At 35.3% G+C, this 22,625-nt stretch carries 20 protein-coding genes and 1 other annotated feature (1 of these 21 only partly in view); of the genes, 19 read left to right on the top strand and 1 reads right to left on the bottom strand.

Annotated features, from left to right (window positions below):
* Nucleotides 1–153, top strand: a binding site (T-box leader) (it extends 49 nt beyond the left edge of the window).
* 73 nt (nt 154–226) lie between these two features.
* The 17 genes from leuS (at nt 227) to LWE_RS08375 (ending at nt 17,629) form a co-directional block, all read left to right on the top strand.
* Nucleotides 227–2,638 carry a leucine--tRNA ligase gene (gene leuS, locus LWE_RS08450; protein WP_011702461.1) on the top strand — a complete coding sequence of 804 codons (2,412 nt, stop codon included), beginning with the start codon at nt 227–229 and terminating at the stop codon, nt 2,636–2,638.
* A 90-nt stretch (nt 2,639–2,728) separates the two neighbouring features.
* Nucleotides 2,729–3,580, top strand: a complete 852-nt coding sequence (locus tag LWE_RS08445; RefSeq protein WP_011702460.1) for a MurR/RpiR family transcriptional regulator — start codon at nt 2,729–2,731, stop codon at nt 3,578–3,580.
* 141 nt (nt 3,581–3,721) lie between these two features.
* On the top strand, nt 3,722–4,612 hold the full coding sequence (gene murQ, locus LWE_RS08440) for an N-acetylmuramic acid 6-phosphate etherase (protein WP_011702459.1): 891 nt from the start codon (nt 3,722–3,724) through the stop codon (nt 4,610–4,612).
* Nucleotides 4,613–4,624: 12 nt separating this feature from the next.
* Nucleotides 4,625–6,073, top strand: coding sequence for a PTS transporter subunit EIIC (locus LWE_RS08435; protein ID WP_011702458.1), 1,449 nt, complete (start codon nt 4,625–4,627; stop codon nt 6,071–6,073).
* A gap of 300 nt (nt 6,074–6,373) precedes the next feature.
* Nucleotides 6,374–7,123 (top strand): 30S ribosomal protein S2, encoded by a 750-nt coding sequence (gene rpsB, locus LWE_RS08430; protein WP_003772143.1) that lies wholly within the window; start codon nt 6,374–6,376, stop codon nt 7,121–7,123.
* Between the two features lie 79 nt (nt 7,124–7,202).
* Nucleotides 7,203–8,087, top strand: a complete 885-nt coding sequence (gene tsf, locus LWE_RS08425; protein WP_011702457.1) for a translation elongation factor Ts — start codon at nt 7,203–7,205, stop codon at nt 8,085–8,087.
* 244 nt (nt 8,088–8,331) lie between these two features.
* Nucleotides 8,332–8,880, top strand: a complete 549-nt coding sequence (locus LWE_RS14265) for a hypothetical protein (RefSeq protein WP_049789863.1) — start codon at nt 8,332–8,334, stop codon at nt 8,878–8,880.
* A 19-nt stretch (nt 8,881–8,899) separates the two neighbouring features.
* Nucleotides 8,900–9,139, top strand: coding sequence for a hypothetical protein (locus LWE_RS08415; protein ID WP_041176356.1), 240 nt, complete (start codon nt 8,900–8,902; stop codon nt 9,137–9,139).
* A 277-nt stretch (nt 9,140–9,416) separates the two neighbouring features.
* Complete coding sequence (locus LWE_RS14860) at nt 9,417–9,551, top strand: hypothetical protein (protein ID WP_258319486.1); 135 nt, start codon at nt 9,417–9,419, stop codon at nt 9,549–9,551.
* The gene (locus tag LWE_RS14440; protein ID WP_011702454.1) at nt 9,551–9,724 is read left to right on the top strand and encodes a hypothetical protein; all 174 of its coding nucleotides are present in this window, start codon (nt 9,551–9,553) and stop codon (nt 9,722–9,724) included. The genes LWE_RS14860 and LWE_RS14440 overlap by 1 nt, the downstream gene beginning before the upstream one ends.
* Nucleotides 9,725–10,263: 539 nt before the next feature.
* Entirely contained in the window at nt 10,264–10,770 is a 507-nt protein-coding gene (locus tag LWE_RS08410; protein WP_011702453.1) for a hypothetical protein, read from the top strand.
* A gap of 316 nt (nt 10,771–11,086) precedes the next feature.
* Complete coding sequence (locus LWE_RS08405) at nt 11,087–11,581, top strand: zinc metalloprotease (protein ID WP_011702452.1); 495 nt, start codon at nt 11,087–11,089, stop codon at nt 11,579–11,581.
* Between the two features lie 16 nt (nt 11,582–11,597).
* Nucleotides 11,598–12,209 (top strand): hypothetical protein, encoded by a 612-nt coding sequence (locus tag LWE_RS08400; RefSeq protein ID WP_011702451.1) that lies wholly within the window; start codon nt 11,598–11,600, stop codon nt 12,207–12,209.
* Nucleotides 12,210–12,812: 603 nt separating this feature from the next.
* Complete coding sequence (locus LWE_RS08390) at nt 12,813–14,582, top strand: ABC transporter ATP-binding protein (RefSeq protein ID WP_041176353.1); 1,770 nt, start codon at nt 12,813–12,815, stop codon at nt 14,580–14,582.
* Complete coding sequence (locus tag LWE_RS08385) at nt 14,566–16,371, top strand: ABC transporter ATP-binding protein (RefSeq protein WP_011702449.1); 1,806 nt, start codon at nt 14,566–14,568, stop codon at nt 16,369–16,371. Before LWE_RS08390 ends, LWE_RS08385 begins: the two co-directional genes overlap by 17 nt.
* Nucleotides 16,372–16,451: 80 nt before the next feature.
* Complete coding sequence (locus LWE_RS08380) at nt 16,452–16,940, top strand: CcdC family protein (protein ID WP_011702448.1); 489 nt, start codon at nt 16,452–16,454, stop codon at nt 16,938–16,940.
* A 173-nt stretch (nt 16,941–17,113) separates the two neighbouring features.
* Complete coding sequence (locus LWE_RS08375; RefSeq protein WP_011702447.1) at nt 17,114–17,629, top strand: hypothetical protein; 516 nt, start codon at nt 17,114–17,116, stop codon at nt 17,627–17,629.
* Between the two features lie 42 nt (nt 17,630–17,671).
* Here LWE_RS08375 and LWE_RS08370 read toward each other — a convergent pair whose 3' ends face one another.
* Nucleotides 17,672–18,280 (bottom strand): lysophospholipid acyltransferase family protein, encoded by a 609-nt coding sequence (locus LWE_RS08370; RefSeq protein ID WP_003762533.1) that lies wholly within the window; start codon nt 18,278–18,280, stop codon nt 17,672–17,674.
* Nucleotides 18,281–18,395: 115 nt separating this feature from the next.
* On the opposite strand from LWE_RS08370, the gene LWE_RS08365 reads away from it, so the two are divergent.
* Complete coding sequence (locus LWE_RS08365; protein ID WP_011702446.1) at nt 18,396–19,520, top strand: exonuclease SbcCD subunit D; 1,125 nt, start codon at nt 18,396–18,398, stop codon at nt 19,518–19,520.
* Entirely contained in the window at nt 19,517–22,588 is a 3,072-nt protein-coding gene (locus tag LWE_RS08360; protein ID WP_011702445.1) for an SbcC/MukB-like Walker B domain-containing protein, read from the top strand. The genes LWE_RS08365 and LWE_RS08360 overlap by 4 nt, the downstream gene beginning before the upstream one ends.
* Nucleotides 22,589–22,625: the final 37 nt, after the last annotated feature.

The following is a 22,625-nucleotide window of genomic DNA, read 5'->3' as shown; positions in this document are numbered from 1 at the left end:
AGCTGACGGTTGGTGCAAGTCAGTCACAAAATCCGGATGAACTTACCATGGAGCTTGGGTATATCCCCGTTTTCCGCGTTAAGGAATTATGAAGTTGAGTGGTCAAACACTAATGTGGGTGGTACCGCGGGAGAAGCATCTCTCGTCCCATGGCGATAAGCCGTTGGGATGTAGGGATTTTTTTGTAGCCAAAATTCGATATTTTAAGGAAAAGAGGATGAGTAAAGTGACATTTAATCATAAAAAAATGGAACCGAAATGGCAACAATATTGGAGTGAACATAACACTTTTAAAACAACAGAAGATAAAGATAAAGAAAACTTCTATGCACTTGATATGTTTCCTTATCCCTCTGGAGCGGGTCTTCATGTAGGACATCCAGAAGGCTATACTGCAACAGATATTTTGTCTAGAATGAAACGTATGCAAGGGAAGAACGTCCTTCATCCAATCGGTTGGGATGCTTTTGGACTTCCAGCAGAACAATATGCAATTGATACGGGGAATGATCCAGAAGAATTCACCGCACTGAACATTGCCAACTTTACTCGCCAAATTAAATCACTAGGTTTTTCCTACGACTGGGACCGTGAAATCAACACAACAGATCCCGAATATTATAAATGGACACAATGGATTTTTGAAAAACTATATGAAAATGGCCTAGCTTATGAAGCCGAAATCGCTGTAAACTGGTGTCCAGCACTTGGAACAGTTTTAGCCAATGAAGAAGTTATTGATGGTAAAAGTGAACGCGGAGGCTTCCCAGTTTTCCGTAAACCAATGCGCCAGTGGATGCTTAAAATTACCGCATATGCGGATCGTTTGCTAGATGATCTTGATCTAGTGGATTGGCCTGAAAATATTAAAGATATGCAGCGCAACTGGATTGGACGTTCAGAAGGCGCAGAAGTTACTTTTAAAATTAAAGATAGCGATGAAACGTTTAATGTCTTTACAACACGGCCGGATACGCTTTTTGGCGCAACATATACCGTTTTTGCACCAGAACATGAACTTATCGAAAAAATTACTACACCAGAGCAAAAAGAAGCAGTAGAAACTTATAAAAAACAAGTAGAACTAAAAAGTGAACTAGAAAGAACCGACCTTGCAAAAGATAAAACAGGCGTCTTCACAGGAGCTTACGCAATTAATCCAATCAACGGTGAAGAAGTGCCAATTTGGATTGCGGACTACGTGTTGATTCAATATGGAACGGGTGCGATCATGGCCGTACCAGCCCACGATGAACGTGACTTTGAATTTGCGCAACAATTTGGATTAAACATTCGACCAGTTCTTGAAGGTGGCGATGTAACAAAAGAAGCTTTCACTGGGGACGGTCCACATATTAATTCTGAATTCTTAGATGGTCTTGCTAAAGAAGAAGCAATTACTGCTGCCATTGATTGGCTGGAAAAAGAAGGCATCGGTAGCCGTAAAATCACGTATCGTTTGCGCGACTGGTTGTTCAGCAGACAACGTTACTGGGGTGAACCAATTCCAGTTATTCACTGGGAAGATGGCGAAACCACGCTTGTACCAGAAGAAGAATTACCACTTCTTTTGCCAAAAGCTACAGAAATCAAACCATCAGGAACAGGCGAATCACCACTTGCCAATTTGCATGATTGGGTAAACGTAACAGATGAATCTGGGCGAAAAGGTCGTCGTGAAACAAATACAATGCCACAATGGGCTGGATCAAGCTGGTATTTCTTGCGCTATATCGATCCAAAAAACACCGAAGCAATTGCGGATAAGGAAAAACTAATAGAATGGCTTCCAGTTGACGTTTATATTGGCGGAGCGGAACATGCCGTACTTCACCTTCTTTATGCACGTTTCTGGCATAAATTCTTGTATGATATTGGCGTAGTGCCAACAAAAGAACCTTTCCAAAAACTATTTAACCAAGGAATGATTCTTGGTGAAAATAACGAAAAAATGTCTAAATCACGAGGCAATGTGGTTAATCCGGATGAAGTTGTAGAAAAATATGGTGCAGATACACTTCGAATGTATGAAATGTTCATGGGACCTTTAGACGCATCTATCGCTTGGAATGAAAATGGTTTAGAAGGAGCCCGTAAATTCCTAGATCGTATTTGGCGCCTGTTTGTGACAGAAGAAGGAATCCTAGCTGAAAAAGTCACAACAACAGCCAATGCTAATTTGGAAAAAGCCTATCATCATATGGTGAAAACAGTAACGAACCATTACGAAAACCTGCGTTTCAATACAGGGATTTCTCAACTAATGATTTTCATCAATGAAGCATATAAACAAGACTCGATTCCAAAAGAATATGTTGAAGGTTTTGTGCAACTCTTGTCACCAATCGCGCCACACCTTGCAGAAGAATTGTGGGAAATTCTAGGCCATACAGAAACAATCAGCTACGTAACTTGGCCAACCTACGATGAAACGAAACTAGTAGAAGATGAAGTAGAAATTGTTCTCCAAGTTAATGGCAAAGTGAAAAGTAAAATCACCGTTGCCAAATCTCTAGGAAAAGAAGAACTAGAAAAAATCGCACAAGAAGACGACAAAATGAAAGAAAACCTAGAAGGCAAAACAATCCGTAAAGTGATTGTTGTTCCAGGGAAACTAGTAAATATTGTTGGGAATTGATTAGTAAAAAACTGTCAGCATTTTTGTTGGCAGTTTTATTTTTAGTTATTTTTTTGGTATAATAACAAAAAATGGAATGGAGAAAAGTAAATGAGTAGTGGTAGTATCATCAACCGAATAGAAGGTATTTTACATGATTTACCAACGTCTGAAAAAAAGATTGGGCAAACAGTGTTAGCAAATCCAGAATTCACTACTACAGCTTCTATTCATAAACTTGCTCAAAAAGCAGATGCAAGTGGTGCCGCAGTGGTTCGCTTCTGTAAATCGATTGGACTTCAGAGTTTTCCAGAATTGAAACGACAATTATCGCTGGATTTAGCTCAACCTCAAAAAATAGGATACTATGATATTGAGCCAAATGAAGATTTCCATACAATCACAGATAAACTAGTCTCTAATATGATGCAAACGATGAACGATACAGCAAGTCAACTTGATGAAACAAAAGTGCTCACTGCATGTGATTTATTAGGAGATGCTGACACCATTTATACATATGGAGTAGGTGCATCATGGTTAGTAGCAGAAGATATTTCACAAAAATGGTTACGTGCAGGAAAACATGTTTTAGCTACACAAGATGCCCATGTTCTCGCCATGGCCTTTGCAACAGGGAAAAGAAAATCGGTTTTCATTGCTATTTCTAATAGTGGTGAGACCTCAGAAGTATTGCAACTCGTTGATCAAGCAAAATTAAACGATGTGACAGTTATAAGCTTAACGCGATTTGGAAATAATAAATTAAAAGAAAAAGCAGATTTAGCATTAGAAACATCACGTGCGCCTGAAGCGGAAATCAGAAGTACTGCAACAAGTTCTCGGCAAGCACAATTATTAGTCGTGGATATTTTATTTTATTATTATGCTTCCCATCATTATGACGAAATGATTCAACAAATTAAACAATCTCGGGAAGCGACAAATCGTTTTAGAGAATAAATAGAGAGGTATTCGCTATATTTTGAGCGGATACCTTTTTTTACTATAAAATAATATAGTAAAAATAAAGTTTTAATAATATTATTATATATTGAAATTTTATTTCGTTTATATTATACTGTTTTGGAAGGAGTGGTTAATGTGTTAGAGAATTTAGCAACAGAAGAACGGAATAAGAAAACAATTGATTTAGATAAACTTTCCCCAAAAGAAATTCTAATGGTAATGAATGAGGAAGATGCGGGAGTCACCACAGCTATAAAAAAAGAATTATCTAAAATCGAAAAAATTGTAAACGGTGTCACAGAAAGTTTTAGAAAAGGAGGAAGATTAATATATTTAGGCGCTGGAACTAGCGGGAGGCTAGGAGTTCTGGATGCTGCAGAATGTGTGCCGACTTTTGGTGTTTCAAAAGAACAAGTGATTGGACTAATTTCGGGCGGTGAGAAAGCTTTTGTTTCAGCAGTGGAAGGAGCGGAAGATTCCCTGTCACTAGGTAAACAGGACTTAGAAAAAATCAATTTAGTAAAAGATGATTTTGTTATTGGCATTGCGGCGAGTGGTCGAACGCCTTATGTAATAGGAGCACTTGATTATGCAAGATTAATTGGCGCAAAGACAGCAGCCATTTCATGTAATGCAAATGCAGAAATTTCAGCACATGCAGATATACAAGTGGAGATTGTGACAGGGGCCGAAGTTTTAACCGGATCGACTAGACTAAAGGCTGGTACAGCTCAAAAATTAGTACTAAATATGATTTCTACAACATCCATGGTTGGTATTGGAAAAGTGTATAAAAACTTAATGGTAGATGTTTTACCAACCAATAAAAAATTAGAAGAACGTTCTAAACGAATTATTATGGAAGCGACAGATGTGGATTATGAAACTGCTAGTAAATTTTATGAAGAAGCAGAAAAACATGTCAAAGTAGCGATTGTAATGATTTTGACGAACTCGCACAAGGAAGAAGCTTTAAATAATTTAAAAAAGGCAAACGGGTTTGTTCGTAATACAATTCAAAAATAAGGGGCTGGAATAATGACGAAAGAAGCAGAAATCGGAAAACAGATATTTATTCATGTAGGTGGAATGGGCAATGTTTCTAGAATCGCTCATTGTATGACAAGGGTAAGACTTGGTATTATTAACAGTGAACTTGTAAATATTGAAGAATTAAAAAAAGTTCCTGGTGTTATTGGAGTAGTAGAAGATGATACTTTACAAATTATAGTAGGCCCTGGTGTTGTTAATAAAGTAGCAACAGCAATGGCAGATATGGCGGGCGTGAAAATTGGAGAAACAATTCCTGAAAATCTGGATAGTAATCCTAAATCCGGAAAAGAATTAGTAGAAGAAAAAGCATCTAAAACAAAAGCAGAACTTAAAGCAAAACAAAATAATTCATCAGGATTTAAAAGACTATTAAAATCTATTTCTAATATTTTTGTTCCACTTATCCCAGGTTTTGTTGGGGCTGGATTAATTGCTGGTATTGCTGCAATTATCACTAATAATATAACAGCTGGCAATCTGGACCCAGCCGTTTGGACGCAATATGTCGATATCCTTGGGGTTATTAACAAAGGTATATTTGACTTCTTAGCAATTTATGTTGGTATTAATGCAGCCAATGAATTTGGAGGAACACCAGTATTAGGTGGAGGTATAGCCGGCATAACAATGCTTTCAGGTTTACTTGAAGGACATACAATCACCAACATTTTTACTGGGGATCCTATTTTAGCTAGGCAAGGCGGGATCATTGGTGTCCTTTTAGCTGTGTGGTTAATGTGTGTGCTCGAGAAAAACTTGCGTAAAATAATTCCGAATGCGATAGATATCATTTTCACTCCCACATTGGTGCTACTCATTATTGGTGTAGTAACTATTTTCTTAATCATGCCATTCGCCGGACTTGTTTCTGATGGATTAGTGAACGGAATCAACTGGGTTATCGAAGTTGGCGGTGTTTTTGCCGGATTTGTTCTTGGTACATTATTCTTACCAATGGTCATGTTTGGTTTACATCAAGTTTTAACACCAATTCATGTAGAAATGATTGCCCAAAGTGGTTATACAATATTATTACCGATTTTAGCAATGGCAGGTGGTGGACAAGTCGGTGCATCCATCGCTCTTTGGGTTCGTTGTCGTAAAAATAAACCACTTGTTAACATGATTAAAGGTGGGCTTCCAGTAGGTATTTTAGGAATTGGCGAGCCATTAATTTATGGAGTTACCATTCCACTTGGTAGACCCTTTCTAACTGCTTGTCTTGGTGGTGGTATTGGGGGCGCAGTGATTGGATTCTTCGGAAACATTGGTTCGATTGCCATTGGACCTTCTGGGGTAGCGCTTGTTCCATTAATCGCTAACAATGAATGGTTGGGATATATCATTGGTCTAGTAGCTGCATATCTAGGCGGATTTATCTTAACGTATTTCTTTGGTACGCCAAAAGATGCTATGCAAAATGTGGAATTATAAACTAAGTTGACTAATCAAAGCGCATTAAAATGAATTTATTATTTTAATGCGCTTTTACTAATTTACAAAATAAAAGCAAATATAAAATGTTAAAAATCAGAAGAGAAAGAGTATTTGAAGTAAAACGATGGTTGCATATTTCTCGTTTTTATGGTATATTAGGAAACGGTGTTAAATCACACACGCACGGTGACAGACTGAGAAGGTGCTTGATACTTATTTGTTCAAGTTTTTCAGCTGGTTGATCCATGCGGAGGGCGGTTATCCGCAAAAAATAAACCAATAGGAGGGAATAACACAATGCCTGTTATTTCAATGAAACAATTACTCGAAGCAGGAGTTCACTTCGGTCACCAAACACGCCGTTGGAACCCAAAAATGAAGAAATATATCTTCACAGAAAGAAATGGTATTTATATCATTGACCTACAAAAAACAGTGAAAAAAGTAGACGAAGCTTTCAACTTCATGCGTGAAGTAGCTAGCGACAACGGAACTATCCTGTTTGTAGGAACTAAAAAGCAAGCTCAAGAATCCGTTCGCGACGAAGCTATCCGTTCTGGACAATATTTCGTGAATCATCGTTGGTTAGGTGGTACTTTAACTAACTTTGAAACTATTCAAAAACGTATTCAACACCTTAAAAAAATCGAAAAAATGGAAGCTGATGGAACTTTTGAAGTCCTTCCTAAAAAAGAAGTTGTCCTTCTTAAAAAAGAACAAGAAAAACTAGAACGCTTCTTAGGCGGAATCAAAGACATGAAAGGTCTTCCTGATGCACTATTCATCGTTGACCCACGCAAAGAACGTATTGCGGTTGCAGAAGCTCGTAAACTTCATATTCCTATCATCGGTATTGTTGATACAAACTGTGATCCGGATGAAATCGACTACGTAATCCCTGCAAATGATGATGCTATCCGTGCGGTTAAACTTTTAACTGCTAAAATGGCTGACGCTATCATCGAAGTGAACCAAGGGGAAGAGTTAACGGAAGCGGAAGTTGCTCCTGTAGAAGAAAAAGCTGCAGAAGAAACTACTGAAGCATAAGATTTTATTTGAAACTTTCAAGGTGATAAGGCACTATTCTTATCACCTTTTTTAAAGAGAAAAATTGGAGGGAAAATAAATGGCTAATATTACAGCTCAAATGGTAAAAGAATTACGTGAAAAAACTGGTGCTGGTATGATGGATTGTAAAAAAGCGCTTGTAGAAACAGAAGGAGATATGGAAAAAGCAATTGATTATCTTCGTGAAAAAGGAATCGCTAAAGCAGCGAAAAAATCTGATCGTGTAGCTTCTGAAGGTATGACTCATGTAATCAGCAATGAAAAACATGCTGTAGTACTTGAAGTAAATGCTGAAACAGATTTCGTTGCTAAAAACGATAACTTCCAACAATTAGTTGATGCTTTAGCTAAACAAATTCTTGCAGTTCGTCCTGATAGTTTAGAAGATGCACTTAAAACAGAAATGCCTAATGGCCAATCTGTACAAGATTACATTACAGAAGCAATTACAAAAATCGGTGAAAACATTTCCCTTCGTCGTTTTGAAGTAAAAGAAAAAGCAGACAACTCTGCTTTCGGTGAATACATCCACATGAACGGACGTATTGGTGTTCTTACACTTCTTGAAGGAACTACTGATACTACTGTTGCTAAAGATGTTGCAATGCACATCGCTGCAATTAACCCTAAATACATTTCTCGTGATGATGTTTCTTCAGAAGAAGTAGCACACGAAAAAGAAGTATTAACGCAACAAGCATTAAACGAAGGCAAACCAGCTAATATCGTTGAAAAAATGGTAGAAGGCCGTTTGAAAAAATACCTAAGCGAAATTTCCTTAGAAGACCAACCTTTCGTTAAAAACCCAGACATCACAGTAGGCGAATACGTAAAACAAAGCGGTGGTAAAGTAGTATCATTCGTACGTTTTGAAGTAGGCGAAGGAATCGAGAAAAAAGAAGATAACTTTGTTGAAGAAGTTATGAGCCAAGTGAAAAAATAAAATCATTTTATATGATATTAAAACCCTGTATTTTCTTAGGATATACAGGGTTTTTGCTTATTTTAATTTTTGAATATGTATGGTCGGAAGAAATCGTGTTAAGATCATTTTGAAAAATAGGGCGATCCTATCTTGTTAGATTGAGACTTCAAAAAATAATAAGGAAATATTTTTACTTATAATTAATTTTTGATATACTTTAAAAGTAGGAAATTAACATCATGATATGACGGGAGAAGAAGATATGAAAATTAAAATTATTATTTTTGGTTTGCTTAGTGTTACCCTACTTGCTGCGTGTTCAAATAATAAGGAAGTAAAAGAAAATAAAACACAAGAAGTTTTAGTCACAAGCAGTCCACAACCTAAATATGCGTATTTAGGGGAAGATTTGAAACAGTTAAATGAAATGTCCTCGCTTATAATTATTGCTACCAAAATTTCTGAAAAAGAATCTTCAACTGATTTAAGCACAATGAGTAAACTGGAAATAAACAAAGTGGTTAAAGATGAGATTGGACTAAATAAAGCCGAAACGATACAATTGTCAGAAGATAATGTTAGTGATTCAAATATAGATCGCAACAATGGAAGTGACTATAAAAGGATGGAGAATGGCAAAGAATATATTTTATTTTTGAATAAAGATAAATCAGAAGGTGAATATTTTTTTGCTAACGGTCCATTAAGTAAATTCCCACTTAAAAAAGTATCGGAAAGCGAATTGTCTGAAGAAAATACATTGAATGATACTTACACAAAAATTTATTCAGAAGTACTACAACAATATTAAACCACAAAAGGAGAACAGCATGAAAAAATTCATCAAGATTATTTTAATAGCCTCATTTATTCTTTTTTTATTCAATAATATGTGGACCATGTTTAAAACGAAAGAAGGAATTGACTCCCCACTATGGATACAGTTTGCTCTTTTAATATCATACCTTGTTTCTGCAATTGTTACATATAAATCAAAATGGTTTGGCTTTTTTTCTATTTTTGTAGTTGGTGTATTACTTATGCTTGTTAGTATTCTAGTTAGTTTTTAAAAAATAATCTCACTAAATTAGTGAGGTTGTTTTTTTTATTATTTTATTCAGTTTTAATGAAATTATTAGTGCATAAAAAAGAAAGGATTGATATTGAGCTGCTAATAATGGAATAGTAAAGAAGATAAGCTGAAATGAGTGATTTCGAAGCAAGTTAAAGGTTATTTTAAATCGTTCATGAGAAGAATCGGAAATTTCATTACATTTTTGGTTATACAATCCTATTTTATGCTACAGTAAGTTTATATCAAAAATAAAAACAAAAAGGAGAATGAAAATGAAAAAAATTATAACATTTTTAATTATTGGCGTTTTAGGCACTAGTGCTAAACATGGCTATGCGGTGAGAATAACAAGAGTTAGTATTCCATTTGGACCTCAGTATATTGTTTCGGGTGTGTGGCGCCAATAATGAAAATAAATAAAATTATCGAATATATTGTAGTAGCAACAATAGTTTTGGGATGGACTTACTTAATTGTAATTAAAGAAATTCTTCCTAAAAACCTAGGATTTATTTCATTAGTAATTTTATCAATAGTTCTATATTTTATAGGTAAATGGTTGAATGGGAAAGAAAAATAGAAAAAAGAACTGAGGGTTTTTAAAAAATAATCTCACTAAAATAGTGAGGTTGTTTTTTTATTATTTTATTCAGTTTTAATGAATATTTATACGTTTTAAATCTGACAATTCACACGTATTCTTCTGAAATGAGGAGTGATTTCATTATTATGATAGGGTAAAGGTGAACGTTTTGTGACAAATGAGTTTTATTATGCATAAAAACCATGAAAACACTCATATTGAGTTGTTAAATGTATTATAGAGATGAAAAGAAACTAAAATGAGTGGATTTGAAGTGAGTTAATGGTCTTTTTAAGTCGTTCATGACAAGAATCGGACATTTCATTACATTTTTGGTTATACATTTCATATACGTGTTACAGTTTGTATACGACATTATTTATATCATCTAAGGAGCATTACATGGCAGAAAAAAATATTTGGACAAACAAGATTATTTGTACTAAAGCAATTTTATTTCTTTTAAGTATTGGAATTAGTTATCTATTGTTTTTTAAAGTTTTTTTTTTAATATACTACCAGTTTATTTTGGCAATATGGAAAGTTTAAATAAGAATATTTTAGCATTCTTTATTATGCTGTTAGCAATTTATATTTTATTGAAAATGGTCTTTAATTTTCAATCTAAATGGGATGGATATTTATTACTTTTTCTGTATTTTTTTGTCTTGGTTTTAGGATTATTAAGACCGGATGGGGCCATTTATGTAGAAACAATGATTAATTTTAACCTTATAAGTTTTATTAATGATTTGCAAATGAATCAGATTTCTTGGTTAATATTCTTTATTAATATGATTATTTTCATGCCATTATATTTTTTGCTGACTTTTATTCCTATATGGAACAATTTTATAAAAAGATGGATTGTTTTTGAAATTATTATCATTATATTTGAAGCTTTACAAGTATTTCTTCATGTCGGTGTCTTTGATTTGGCTGATTTAATCTTGTATAATATTGGCTTTTTCATAGGAGCGGGAATAGTGATCTTTTTCCAGAAAATGCTCGCTATTTATTCCAAAAAAGGAGTCAATATTTAGGAATAAAGTTAATTTTATATTATTCCTTTTGCTCACTTAACCAGCGCGAATGTTCAATTTGGAAATTATGTTACTAAAGAGTATTTTTATGCAGTGATAGTTATTTTACTAGAACCAGCATTTTATATAGCAACATTTTTAAGTTTTATGGGTACTTTGTTGGCGATAATAAATTTAATTCAAGTCAAAAAGAATGTTAAATTCGACTAGTTTCTAGGATTAATTATATGCTCACAAAAAAATTAGTTTTAAAAGATTAAAAGGCAAGATGAAGTTTAATTTTTATCAAAAAAGGATTAAAAAGAGGAGCGGAAAAATGAAGAAAATTTTAGCATTGTTAGTAGTATTTACATGTGTAGGAACTATGTTAATACCAGGTCAAGAAGCAAGTGCAGCAGCAAAAATCAATAGTTGGGATTTGGTGGATAGTAGTAAACACATGGATTATTCCGGAAATTCAAAGTATATGTCTTTCGTAAAAAATGGAGCAAATACTTGGAATGCCTATAAAAAAGGAGTTATTAGACCAGCTTCAGCTACAAATAAATCGGATGTTTACTGCAGTGATGTTTCTGTTACAAATAATATTAATGCAACAACATACAGTAACGGTAAGATCACATTTAATAAAAAGAATATGGACAAAATAAATAATGCGGGCAAGCAAAATGTAGCAACTCATGAACTAGGGCACGGTCTGCGTTTAGCGCATAATACTTCTGTAGATATTATGTATTCATATGGGACTTCAAGAACTACTTTATCTACTAATGACAAACAATCTTATGATGCAGCATACAAAAAATACTAATTAAGGGGTACTTAACATGAAAAAAATGACAATGGGAGTTATTGGTGGAACAATAGCAATTCTAGGCCTTGGTAGTTTATTAGCTATCAATCTATATACAGACAAACCAGAAGCTCAAAAAAAGGAGATTCCAACATATGCAATTCATTCTGATTATACATTAGATGTAGACAATCCAAATGAAGTAGTAGCAGATGCAGATTATGTTTTTGTGGCGAAAGTAAAGAAAGAAACGGAAACAATCTATAAAAATAAAACCCCAATGGAACAAGAAAATGGCTCTATCGAATATATTGGAGAAGCTTATACACAATATAAAATAGAAGTTATTTCTAATTTAAAAAATGAATTAGAAACAAATAAAGAAATTTCACTGGAGAAGCAGGGAGGGATTCGTGAAGATGGATCTGCCTATGATGTTTTTGAAGATGATCAACTTCCGATAGTTGGTGAGGTTTATATTTTTACTGCGTATAAACAAGATGATGGCTCTTTATTAGTTTCGGGTGCGAATTCCACGATATCTTTTGATGAAAAAACAAAAAATATGGATAGTGAAAAAGCAGTTGCTCAAACAGAAGAGTTTGATACCTATGAAAAAGCAGTGGAAAATCAAGCCACCGAATAAAACAATCAATGATTTTAAGAAACATAACGATATTTCAAATACCGTTATGTTTTAAAAAAGGGAGTATTGAAATGAAAAAAATTTGGTTAGGATTGTCATTTTTTGTATTGCTTTATGGTTTTTTCATCATGCAAGCAACAGAATTAAATATTCAAATAATGTTAAGGACATTTTTGATGACATCTATCATTAGTTGTTTGTTTCTGTTCATTATTTGGTTAGTAAAAGTAATCATCAGAGGACTAAAAACTAAACTGGAATGATAAAACTACTTGAAAGCTAATAAAATTAATTTTTAAACAATTTGCAATTATTTGTTGCGCTTTCAAAAAAAATCGGTTAAACTAATAACGTTGCATAATAAAACAAAGGAGGAATGGACGATGAATAATTATATTACGGCTTCAAACAAGACATTATTGCGCTTAAAAATAGAATTTATCTCACCGGACCATTTCAGGAACAAGGGAGCTCTCCTTTAATTTGGTTTTATTTTATACAAAGTGGTGACAAATAATTATATTTTTTCGGGTAATAATGGGCAGAAAGAGGTCCATTATTTTTATTTGTCCAAATTTAAGGAAAAAAGGGAGGGATCATTGTTTGAAAATTTTTAAAGCATTAAGTTGGTTTTTTAAAGAAAATTGGAAATCTTATGCGTTTGGGGTAACAATTCTATTTACAATTGCGCTTTTGCAGTTAGTTCCGCCGCAGATAATTGGCTTTACGGTGGATGCGGTGACGAACGACTCACTGACAAAAGATAAATTGATTAAATGGATGGTTATTCTAGTCGTGGCTGCTGTTCTCGCTTATGGTGGTCGCTATGTTTGGCGGATGTTAATTTTTGGTTCTGATAACAAATTACAACGGACATTACGTTTACGATTATTTGAACATTTTACGAAGATGTCGCCATTTTTCTTTCAACGTTATCGGACGGGAGATTTAATGGCACATGCAACAAATGATATTACTGCTATTCAACAAGTAGCTGGAATCGGTGTTTTGACGTTATCGGATTCGGTTTTAACTGGAGGAACAGTGATTGCAACGATGGCGATTACTATTGATTGGCGTCTAACCTTAATTGCCTTACTTCCAATGCCGTTTATGGTACTTGGAAGTTCGATTCTAGGGAAAAAACTACATGACCGATTCCACGGGGCGCAAGCAGCTTTTTCCATGTTAAATGATAAAACTCAAGAAAGTATCTCAGGTATAAAAGTTACACGAACATTTGGTCAGGAAAAAGAAGATATTCAAGATTTTGCTAAACAAACAAAAGGAGTCGTTCAAAAAAATATTTCTGTTGCGAAAGTGGATGCAATGTTTGATCCGATGATTTCCATTATTGTAGGAATTTCATTTGTACTTTCTTTAGGATTTGGCGCAAAATTTGTGGTGGATGGAGAATTGACAATTGGACAAGTAATTGCCTTTTCGAATTATTTATTCTTATTAATTTGGCCGATGCTAGCATTTGGATTCTTATACAATATTATTCAGCGCGGGAACGCCTCTTATGATCGTGTCCAACATTTACTTGCAGAAAAAGAAGATATCCTTGATCAAGAAGATGCGATTGATGTTGTTCCGGAAGGTAATTTGCAAGTGAAAATTAACGCTTTTACTTATCCTGATGAAAGTGAGCCAGTTTTGTCTAATATTGATTTTGATTTAAAATCTGGAGAAACACTTGGTATTGTGGGACGAACTGGTTCAGGGAAAACGTCGCTGCTCAAACTATTAATGCGTGAATATGATTCGTATGATGGCGAAATTACTTTTACTGATATAAAAATTCAAGATTATACTGTTCGAGCATTAAGAGAAGCAATTGGTTATGTACCACAAGATCAATTTTTATTTTCAACAACCGTGCGGGATAATATTCGTTTTGGGAAACCAGATGCGTCGCAAGAAGAAGTAAGCAAAATCGCGCAACTGGTATCAGTTGATGAAGATATTCTTGGTTTTGAAAATGGCTATGACACAGTCGTTGGGGAGCGTGGAGTTTCGCTTTCTGGTGGACAGAAACAGCGTCTTGCAATTGCACGTGCCTTAATTATGAATCCAGAATTGCTTATTTTGGATGATGCACTTTCGGCGGTAGATGCTAAAACAGAAGAACAGATTTTATCTAACTTAAAAGAAAATCGTTCTGATAAAACAACAATCATTAGCGCGCACCGACTCAGTTCTGTGGAACATGCTAACTTGATTATTGTTATTGATAAAGGGAGAGTTGTGGAACGAGGGACGCATAATGAGTTAATGACACTAGATGGTTGGTATGCGGAAATGTTCCGTGAGCAACAACTAGAGGAAGCTTTGGAAGAAGGGGGTGCAGCAGATGGAAGCAATGAATGAGCAAGATGAAATGTTAGTGATGTCCGGTAAAGAACATCGTGAAGTATTAAAAAGAATGCTTAGCTATACAAAATATCATATTCCAAGTTTGATTTGGACTGGGGTGCTCGTTCTTCTTGTGACGCTTGCAGATGTGTTCGCACCAATTTTGATTAAAATATTTTTGGATGATTATTTAACGCCAATGAATTTGGAAATGAAAGCTTTGCTCATTCTTGGAGCGGGCTATCTTGGGCTAACGATTGGGAAATCTATTGTTTGGTATTTCCAATTGCTTTATTTCCAAAAAATTGCGCTTGAAATAGTCCAACAAATGCGGATTGATATTTTTACCAAACTTCATTCACTAGGTATGCGTTATTTTGATAAAACGCCTGCCGGAAGTATCGTTTCGCGTGTAACAAATGATACAGAAGCTGTGAAAGATATGTTCATTAACGTACTTTCAACAGCGATTCAAAGTTTGTTTATGCTGGTTGGTATTTATGCGGCGATGTTTGCTCTCAATGTTCAATTGGCCCTTTATAGTTTGCTTTTATTTCCGCTTATTGTTTTTATTATTTTTGTTTATCGGAAATATAGTTCACAGTTCTACCGGGCAAGACGAGAAAAATTAAGCCAATTAAACGCAAAAATTGCTGAATCTATCTCTGGAATGTCCATTGTACAACAATTCAATCAAGAGCGTCGTTTAGTCAAAGAATTTGAGAAAATTAATAAAGATTATTACGATGTTGGTATGAAAAACATTAAATTTAATGCCTTATTACTTGGCCCAGCAATTGACTTGATTTATGCGTTAGCCGTTGTGATTATTCTTAGCTTTTTCGGTGCGGAATCTTTAATTGGACCAGTTGCGATTGGTACCATTTATGCGTTCATTAGTTATTTTGACCGTTTTTTAGAAGCAATTTATAATGTAATGGAACGACTCGCAATGTATCAAGAAGCGATTACGGCTGCCTCAAGAGTATTTCGCATTATGGATGAAACAGAAGAAGTACCAGCCCAATTAAACGATCCAGAGGCGAAAATCACTCGTGCTAAAATTGAATTTAAAGATGTTTCTTTTGCTTATGAAGGTGGGCGTGATGTCCTTAAAAATATTAGCTTTACGGCGGAACCAGGGCAAACTGTAGCACTTGTCGGTCACACCGGGAGTGGTAAAAGCTCGATTATTAATTTAATGATGCGATTTTATGAATTTGAACGCGGAGATATTTTAATTGATGGAAAGTCAATTAAGTCACATGAAATTGCTGAATTACGTAAGAAAACAGGACTTGTTTTACAAGATAGTTTTATGTTTTATGGCGATATTAATACAAATATTCGTCTCTATGATAAAAACATTACTGATGAACAAATTGTAGATGCCGCGAAATTTGTTCAAGCAGATGGTTTTATTCAAACTTTATCAGATCAGTATCAGCATAAAGTTATTGAACGCGGGGCTTCCTTTTCAAGTGGACAAAGACAGCTGATTTCTTTTGCTAGAACAGTGGTCACAAATCCACAAATTCTTGTATTAGATGAAGCGACTGCGAATATTGATACAGAAACGGAAAGCTTGATTCAAACGGGGTTAAAACGGATGAGGGAAGGACGCACGACGATTGCGATTGCGCATCGACTTTCGACAATTAAGGATGCCGATTTAATTTTAGTTTTATCCAAAGGAAGAATCATTGAGCGTGGGACACATGACACTTTAATTGCAGAACAAGGAGTGTACCATTCGATGTATCAATTACAAAATAGTGGAATGGATTTAGACGAAGCACTTTAAGCAGAGAATTTTATTTCAAACGGTAAAAGGAATATAATGAGGAGCGAAGTGTTACAGCAGATTAGTAGGGGGAATTAAACGTGTCATTAATCATTTCAATTATCATTACACTTGTTTTTGGAGCTGGAATTATCATGATAAGAATGAAAGCATCGAAGCGCCCAGCAAGTGTGAAAGGGATTATCATACCACCAATTATGATGTCAACAGGCGCACTTATGTTTGTTATTCCTTTTTTCCGTGTTTCGTTAGTTGATATTTTAGAAGCGGTTGCTATGGGACTTGTATTTTCTATTATTTTGATTTGGACAACGAAATTTGAAGTTCGACATCAATATGTATTTATTAAGCGTACAAAAGCTTTTCCAGTTATTTTGATGGGACTTTTACTCATTAGAATTTTCATTAAGTACTGGATTAGTGGTAGTTTAGAAGTGGGAGAGTTATCTGGGATGTTCTGGATAATGGCATTTGCAATGATTGTACCTTGGCGCATCGTGATGTATTTCCAATATAAAAATACGGAAAAAGAGCTAAGTAAAGTAGAAGTTAGTGGCGAGTATGAATAATAGTGAAAGCATTTTCTAAAACAGCTTGAAAAATGCCGTGCGAATAGCTTATAATGAATAATGTTACATCGTGAGTAATGTTACTTGCCGGATGGGTGAAGCATATCCGAGACTGACGCGGCCAGTTACAAAAGGGCTTCCGAGTTTGGCTTGAAAAAAAGGAGGACATTAACTTGAAGAAATGGTTATTAGTAGTATTAACTTTAGCACTAGGATTGTCGCTTGCGGCTTGTTCTGGTTCTAGTAATTCCGACAAAAAAGAAGACACAAAAAAAGAAACAACAAGCGATAAAGATAACGTATTAAATTATTACATGGATTTAGTAAACGTTATTAATGAAAACAATGGCGATTATAACGCTTATGTAGGAGCAGTTGGCGCAGATCCTAAACCATCTGAAGCAGACCTTGCAGCTCTTGCAAAACCAGCTAGTGAATCAGCACTTAAAGTTTCTGAAGCACTTGCTAGTGAAAAAACACCAGACCTTGGTAAATACAAGGATGATTTCAAAGCAGCTGTTAAACAATTAAGTGATGCTTATAAATTAGAAGCAGATGCACTTAAAGCTAGTGGTCGTGATACAACAAAAGCAGACGAAGCAATGGCAAAAGCTGATGAAGCAATTGCTGGCGTATTAAAAGATGCTGGACTTAATCCTTCAAGCATCACAACTGATACAGCTTCCTGATAAAACAAAAGACAGCTTCCCGAGCGGAAGCTGTCTTTTGTTTTATTTATTTTTTGTTTGATTAATTTCATTTTGAAGCTGTTCGAATGTCGCCATTAATTCTTGAGACTTAACTTCTAGTAGCTCTTTTTGGTCAAGTTCGGTATCATTGAATAATACTGGATCACCAAAACGAATAATGATTTTTTTACGTTTTAAAATCTCTCCAAATGTTTTTGGTCCATCATAAACAGCGGGCAACATAGGAACTTTTGCTTTATGAGCGATTGTTACAGCGCCGCGTTTTAAATGAAGGTTGGTTGTTTTTCTCGTACCACTCGGAAAAATCCCAACTACTTTGCCAGATTTTAGCATCCGGATTGGTGCTTTGATGGCACTTGGTCCAGGATTATCACGATTGACAGGGAAGGCGTTAAGGTGTGTCATTAGCCAGTTAAGGAATTTTCCTTTGAATAGCTCTTGTTTGGCCATATAATGCACTGGTGTTGGTGATAGGGCGAAACCAAGGTACAAGATTTCAATCCAAGACGTATGCGTAGACACAACAACATAAGGTGCTTCAATAATTTTTTCTTTGTTTTGTACTTGAAATCGTCCACCAATAATAATTAAAATAAAATGAACGAGGTTTTTTGCGAAATGATAAAACAACTTCTTCACTCCCAGTATTGCTAGTTATTTTTTTAAACTATATCTAGTATACTTAAAAATGATGAGTTTTGCATTAAAAATAAATAATCTCCGAGAAAAAGAAAAGAGGAAGCTAATGAAATTTTTACATACAGCTGATTTACATTTAGGGAAAATTGTATCAGGAATCTCGATACTTGCGGAACAAGAATATATTTTGGCACAAATAACGAAGATTGCCGAGGAAGAACAAGTCGATGCACTAATTTTAGCGGGAGACTTATATGACCGTGCTGTGCCGCCTGCTGATGCGGTTAAAGTATTAAATGATATTTTAGTGAAATGGAATGTAGAGCTTGGAATACCGATATTCGCAATTAGCGGAAACCATGATAGTGCCGAGCGACTTGCATTCGGTAGCCAGTGGTATGAAAGTAGTAAGTTATATATGAAAGGAAAATGTACCTCTCAGTTTGAAGCGATTCCTTTTATGGATGCGGAAGTGTGGCTGGTCCCTTATCATGAACCAGCAATTATTCGGGAAGTTTTTGCAGATAATACGATTCGTAGTTTTGAAGATGCGATGCAAGCTGTAACGAAACAAATTCGTTCCAAATGGGATCAAACGAAGGCGCAGATTTTGGTTGGTCATGCATTTGTTTCTGGAGGAATTCCGAGTGATTCAGAGCGTCAACTTGCAATTGGGAATGTCGACCGTGTTTCTACAGATTGTTTTGATGGTTTTACTTATACTGCACTGGGTCACTTGCACCATCCGCATGCGATCCGCCATCCGTCTATCTATTATAGTGGTTCGCCTTTAAAATATTCATTTTCAGAAGCAAATGATGTTAAAAGTGTGCGGATTGTAGAAATAAAAGGAAAAGAACTTATTAGTGTGACAGAACGTTCTCTAACACCAAAACATGATATGCGTATAATTTCTGGAACACTAGCGGAACTTACAGAAAATTTGGTGCCGAATCCGAATGATTTCTTTCAAGTGAATTTAATGGATGAAGGTGCGTTAATTGATCCAATGGGCAAATTGCGCCAATTCTATCCCAATATTTTACATTTAGAGCGAACAAAACAAACATTAAAAGAAACGGAAGATAGCTTTGAAGAAATCATGAAAAAAGATGATTTAGAGCTATTTGGGCAATTTTTTGAGCATGTAAATGGAACAGAATTAACCGAAACACAAAAACAAAAGTTAGTGGATGTTTTTGAACAAGCGAGAAAGGAGGAAGTTGAATGAGACCAATTAAGTTAACGATGCAAGCTTTCGGAGCGTATGCTAAAAAAGAAGTAATCGACTTTGAAAAACTAGGAACGGAACAGATTTTTGTTATCTCTGGTAAAACTGGCGCTGGTAAATCCACTATCTTTGATGCCATTAGTTTTGCGATTTTTGGTAAAGCAAATACGTTTGATCGAGAAAGCTTTTCGATGCGTAGTCATTTTGCGACGGATAAAGAAATAACGGAAGTAACGCTTGTTTTTAGATTAAAAGACAAGATTTATCAAATTAGCCGCATTCCGCAACAAGAAATTGCCAAGCAGCGCGGGAATGGAACGACAACATCTCCTCAAAAAGCTGAATTATATGAACTGATTGGCGATGAAATGAAGTTACTTGCGAGTTCAGTTCGTGATGTCAATACGAAAATGGAAGAATTAATTCAACTTAATGTGGATCAATTCAGACAAATTTTAATGATTCCACAAGGTGAATTTAGAGAATTACTCGTATCAGATAGTAAAGAAAAAGAAGCGATTTTACAACGTTTAGCTCATACAGTGTATTATGAAAAAGTGGAGAATTTATTATGGGAAAAGCAAAAAGAAGCCGAAATTTTAGTAGTTGAAGCTCGAAAAAAAGTGGCAGAACTCGCCGAACTTAGTTTACCAGATGTGGAAATTACTGGGAAAACAACAAGCGAAATTAGTGTTTTACAAACAGAAGCCATTCAAAAAGAGCAAACGGTTTTAGCGGAATTAGAAAGTGAATTAAGCATTATTCGGAAACAAACAAGTGAAGCCGTCGAAAAAGTGACACTTGCTAAAGAACAGTTGCTTGATTGGCAAAATTTAGATTTATATATAGAAGAAGTAGCTAAACTAGAAGCTGAACAAGGAGTTTACCGAGCAATAGAAGGGCGAATAGAAGCCGCCAAAAGAGCGAGCAATATACGGTCTCAAGATGCACTATGTATTCGTTTAAAAGAGCAATTAGAAACAGCAGAACATACAGAAAAACAAGTTGCTACCGCGACAGAACAAGTGAAAGCACAATTTTTACATGCAAAAAAACAAAAAGAAACACTCGCTGAACAAGAAAAAGAACTAGAAACTAATAAACGTACTCTTTTTCAATTAGAAGAAATGGAACCGAAGATAATGGAATTCGAGACTGTAATCATTCAAAAACGGCGCGCTGAAATGGAATGGAAAGAAGCGACGGACCACTTGGAAAAAGTAATGAAAACGGAGCAGGATGTAATAGCAGAAATAAAGTTAGCAGAATCTCAATTAACAGAAATAAATCAAGCGGAACTTGCGCACTTAGAAGCCATTAATAAACATACAACCGTCAAAGCACTCATCGAAAAAAATCAAGAACTAGTTAATAAACGAGCGAAAATGGCAGCATGGGATTTAGAGAAACAAACAGAAGAACAAACATTAGCCCAACTCTTAACAGAGAAAACTACCATAGAAACAACAATTAAACAACAAGAAACAAATCTGCAAAAAGAACAAGCCGCGTCACTTGCGACACATTTACATGAGGGGGATGCTTGTCCTGTCTGCGGTTCTGTATCACACCCCAAGCTTGCGGAATTTGGAGAAACAGCCAATTTTGAAATACTGGAAGCAGCTAAAGGACAATTACATGAAAAAGAATTAGCAATTAATGAGGCGGAAAAATCCATCAATCAACTAGAATGGCAACTAAATGAATGGGCAGATGTCACAGAAGTGAACTTAGATGAAACAAAACAAATCCTAGCCGAAAATAAGTTGCTAGCTGAAAATTTAGCAAAAAAAATTGACCAATTACAAACTAAAACAGCCCAAAAAGCAACTGTTCAATCAAATGTGGAAACATTAAAGAATAAACAAAATGAAACAGAAACAGTAAAAAACCATATTGCTCTTCAAGTTGAAAATTCGCATCAACAAGTACAACTAGCTACTGGGAAATTAAGCTATTTAGAAGAGTCCATCCCAGTAGATTTAAGAGATAAAGTAATGTTTGATAAGAAAAAGAATGAACTAACTACAAGTATTGAAACGCACCTTAAACAAGCTGAGCAAGTGGATGCTTCATTTAGGCAAGCAGATAAAGACATTACTCGACTAGAATCCACTTTACAATCTGCCCAAAAAACAACCGCAGATGCGCAAGAAGCATTACAAGTACAACGTGAAATTTTTAAAGAAGCAATGAAACAAAATGATTTTCCGACGTATGAATCATATAAGCAGGCATTAATGTCTGTAGATGAGCTGAAAGTACAAGAAGAAAAAGTGACAAACTTCGAACGAAAACGTCATTTAGCCATTTCACGTCAAGCTGATTTAACAGAAAAACTTAAGAATAAACAAAAACCAAATTTGGAACAACTAGAGTTTAGTATGAAAGAAAAACAACAACAACTCACAAAAGCGGAAGAAAGTACGATGAAACAACGGGAATTAGTTACTAAACAAAAAGAGGTAGTTTTAAACTATCAAAATAGTATACAAGCTGTAGAGAAGGCGGAGGAAGACTATGCAGATATTGGTCTATTAGCAGATGCAGCAAGAGGCAAAAATGCGCGTAGATTAACTTTTGAACGCTACATTCTCGCAATGTTTTTAGATACGATTATCCAACGAGCAAATCATCGTTTATCGAAAATGACTAGTGGGCGCTTTGAATTGCAACGAAAAATGGAAAAAGCAAAAGGAAATGTCCAAAGTGGCTTGGAATTAGAAGTATTTGACGAATATACAGGATTAACGCGGCATGTAAAGACTCTTTCGGGCGGGGAAAGTTTTAAAACTTCTTTAGCGCTTGCTTTATCACTTGCTGAAATTGTCCAAGAAATGGCTGGTGGGATTTCGCTTGAAACAATGTTTATTGATGAAGGATTTGGTACGCTGGATCCTGAATCTCTTGAAGTTGCGGTAGAATGTTTGCTGGAAACACAAGAAAATGGTCGACTTGTTGGTATTATTTCTCATGTACCTGAACTTAAAGAAAGAATTTCAGCAAGGCTTGAAGTGACTGCGACGAACCATGGAAGTACTACTAAATTTGTTACTGCTAGTAGCTAAAAGACCGCTTGCGTTGCCGTCACTCGTCTTTTCCTAT

Source organism: Listeria welshimeri serovar 6b str. SLCC5334 (assembly GCF_000060285.1).
In the GTDB taxonomy this organism is placed as follows: Bacteria; Bacillota; Bacilli; order Lactobacillales; family Listeriaceae; genus Listeria; species Listeria welshimeri.
This window is presented reverse-complemented; position numbering and strand designations above follow the sequence as displayed.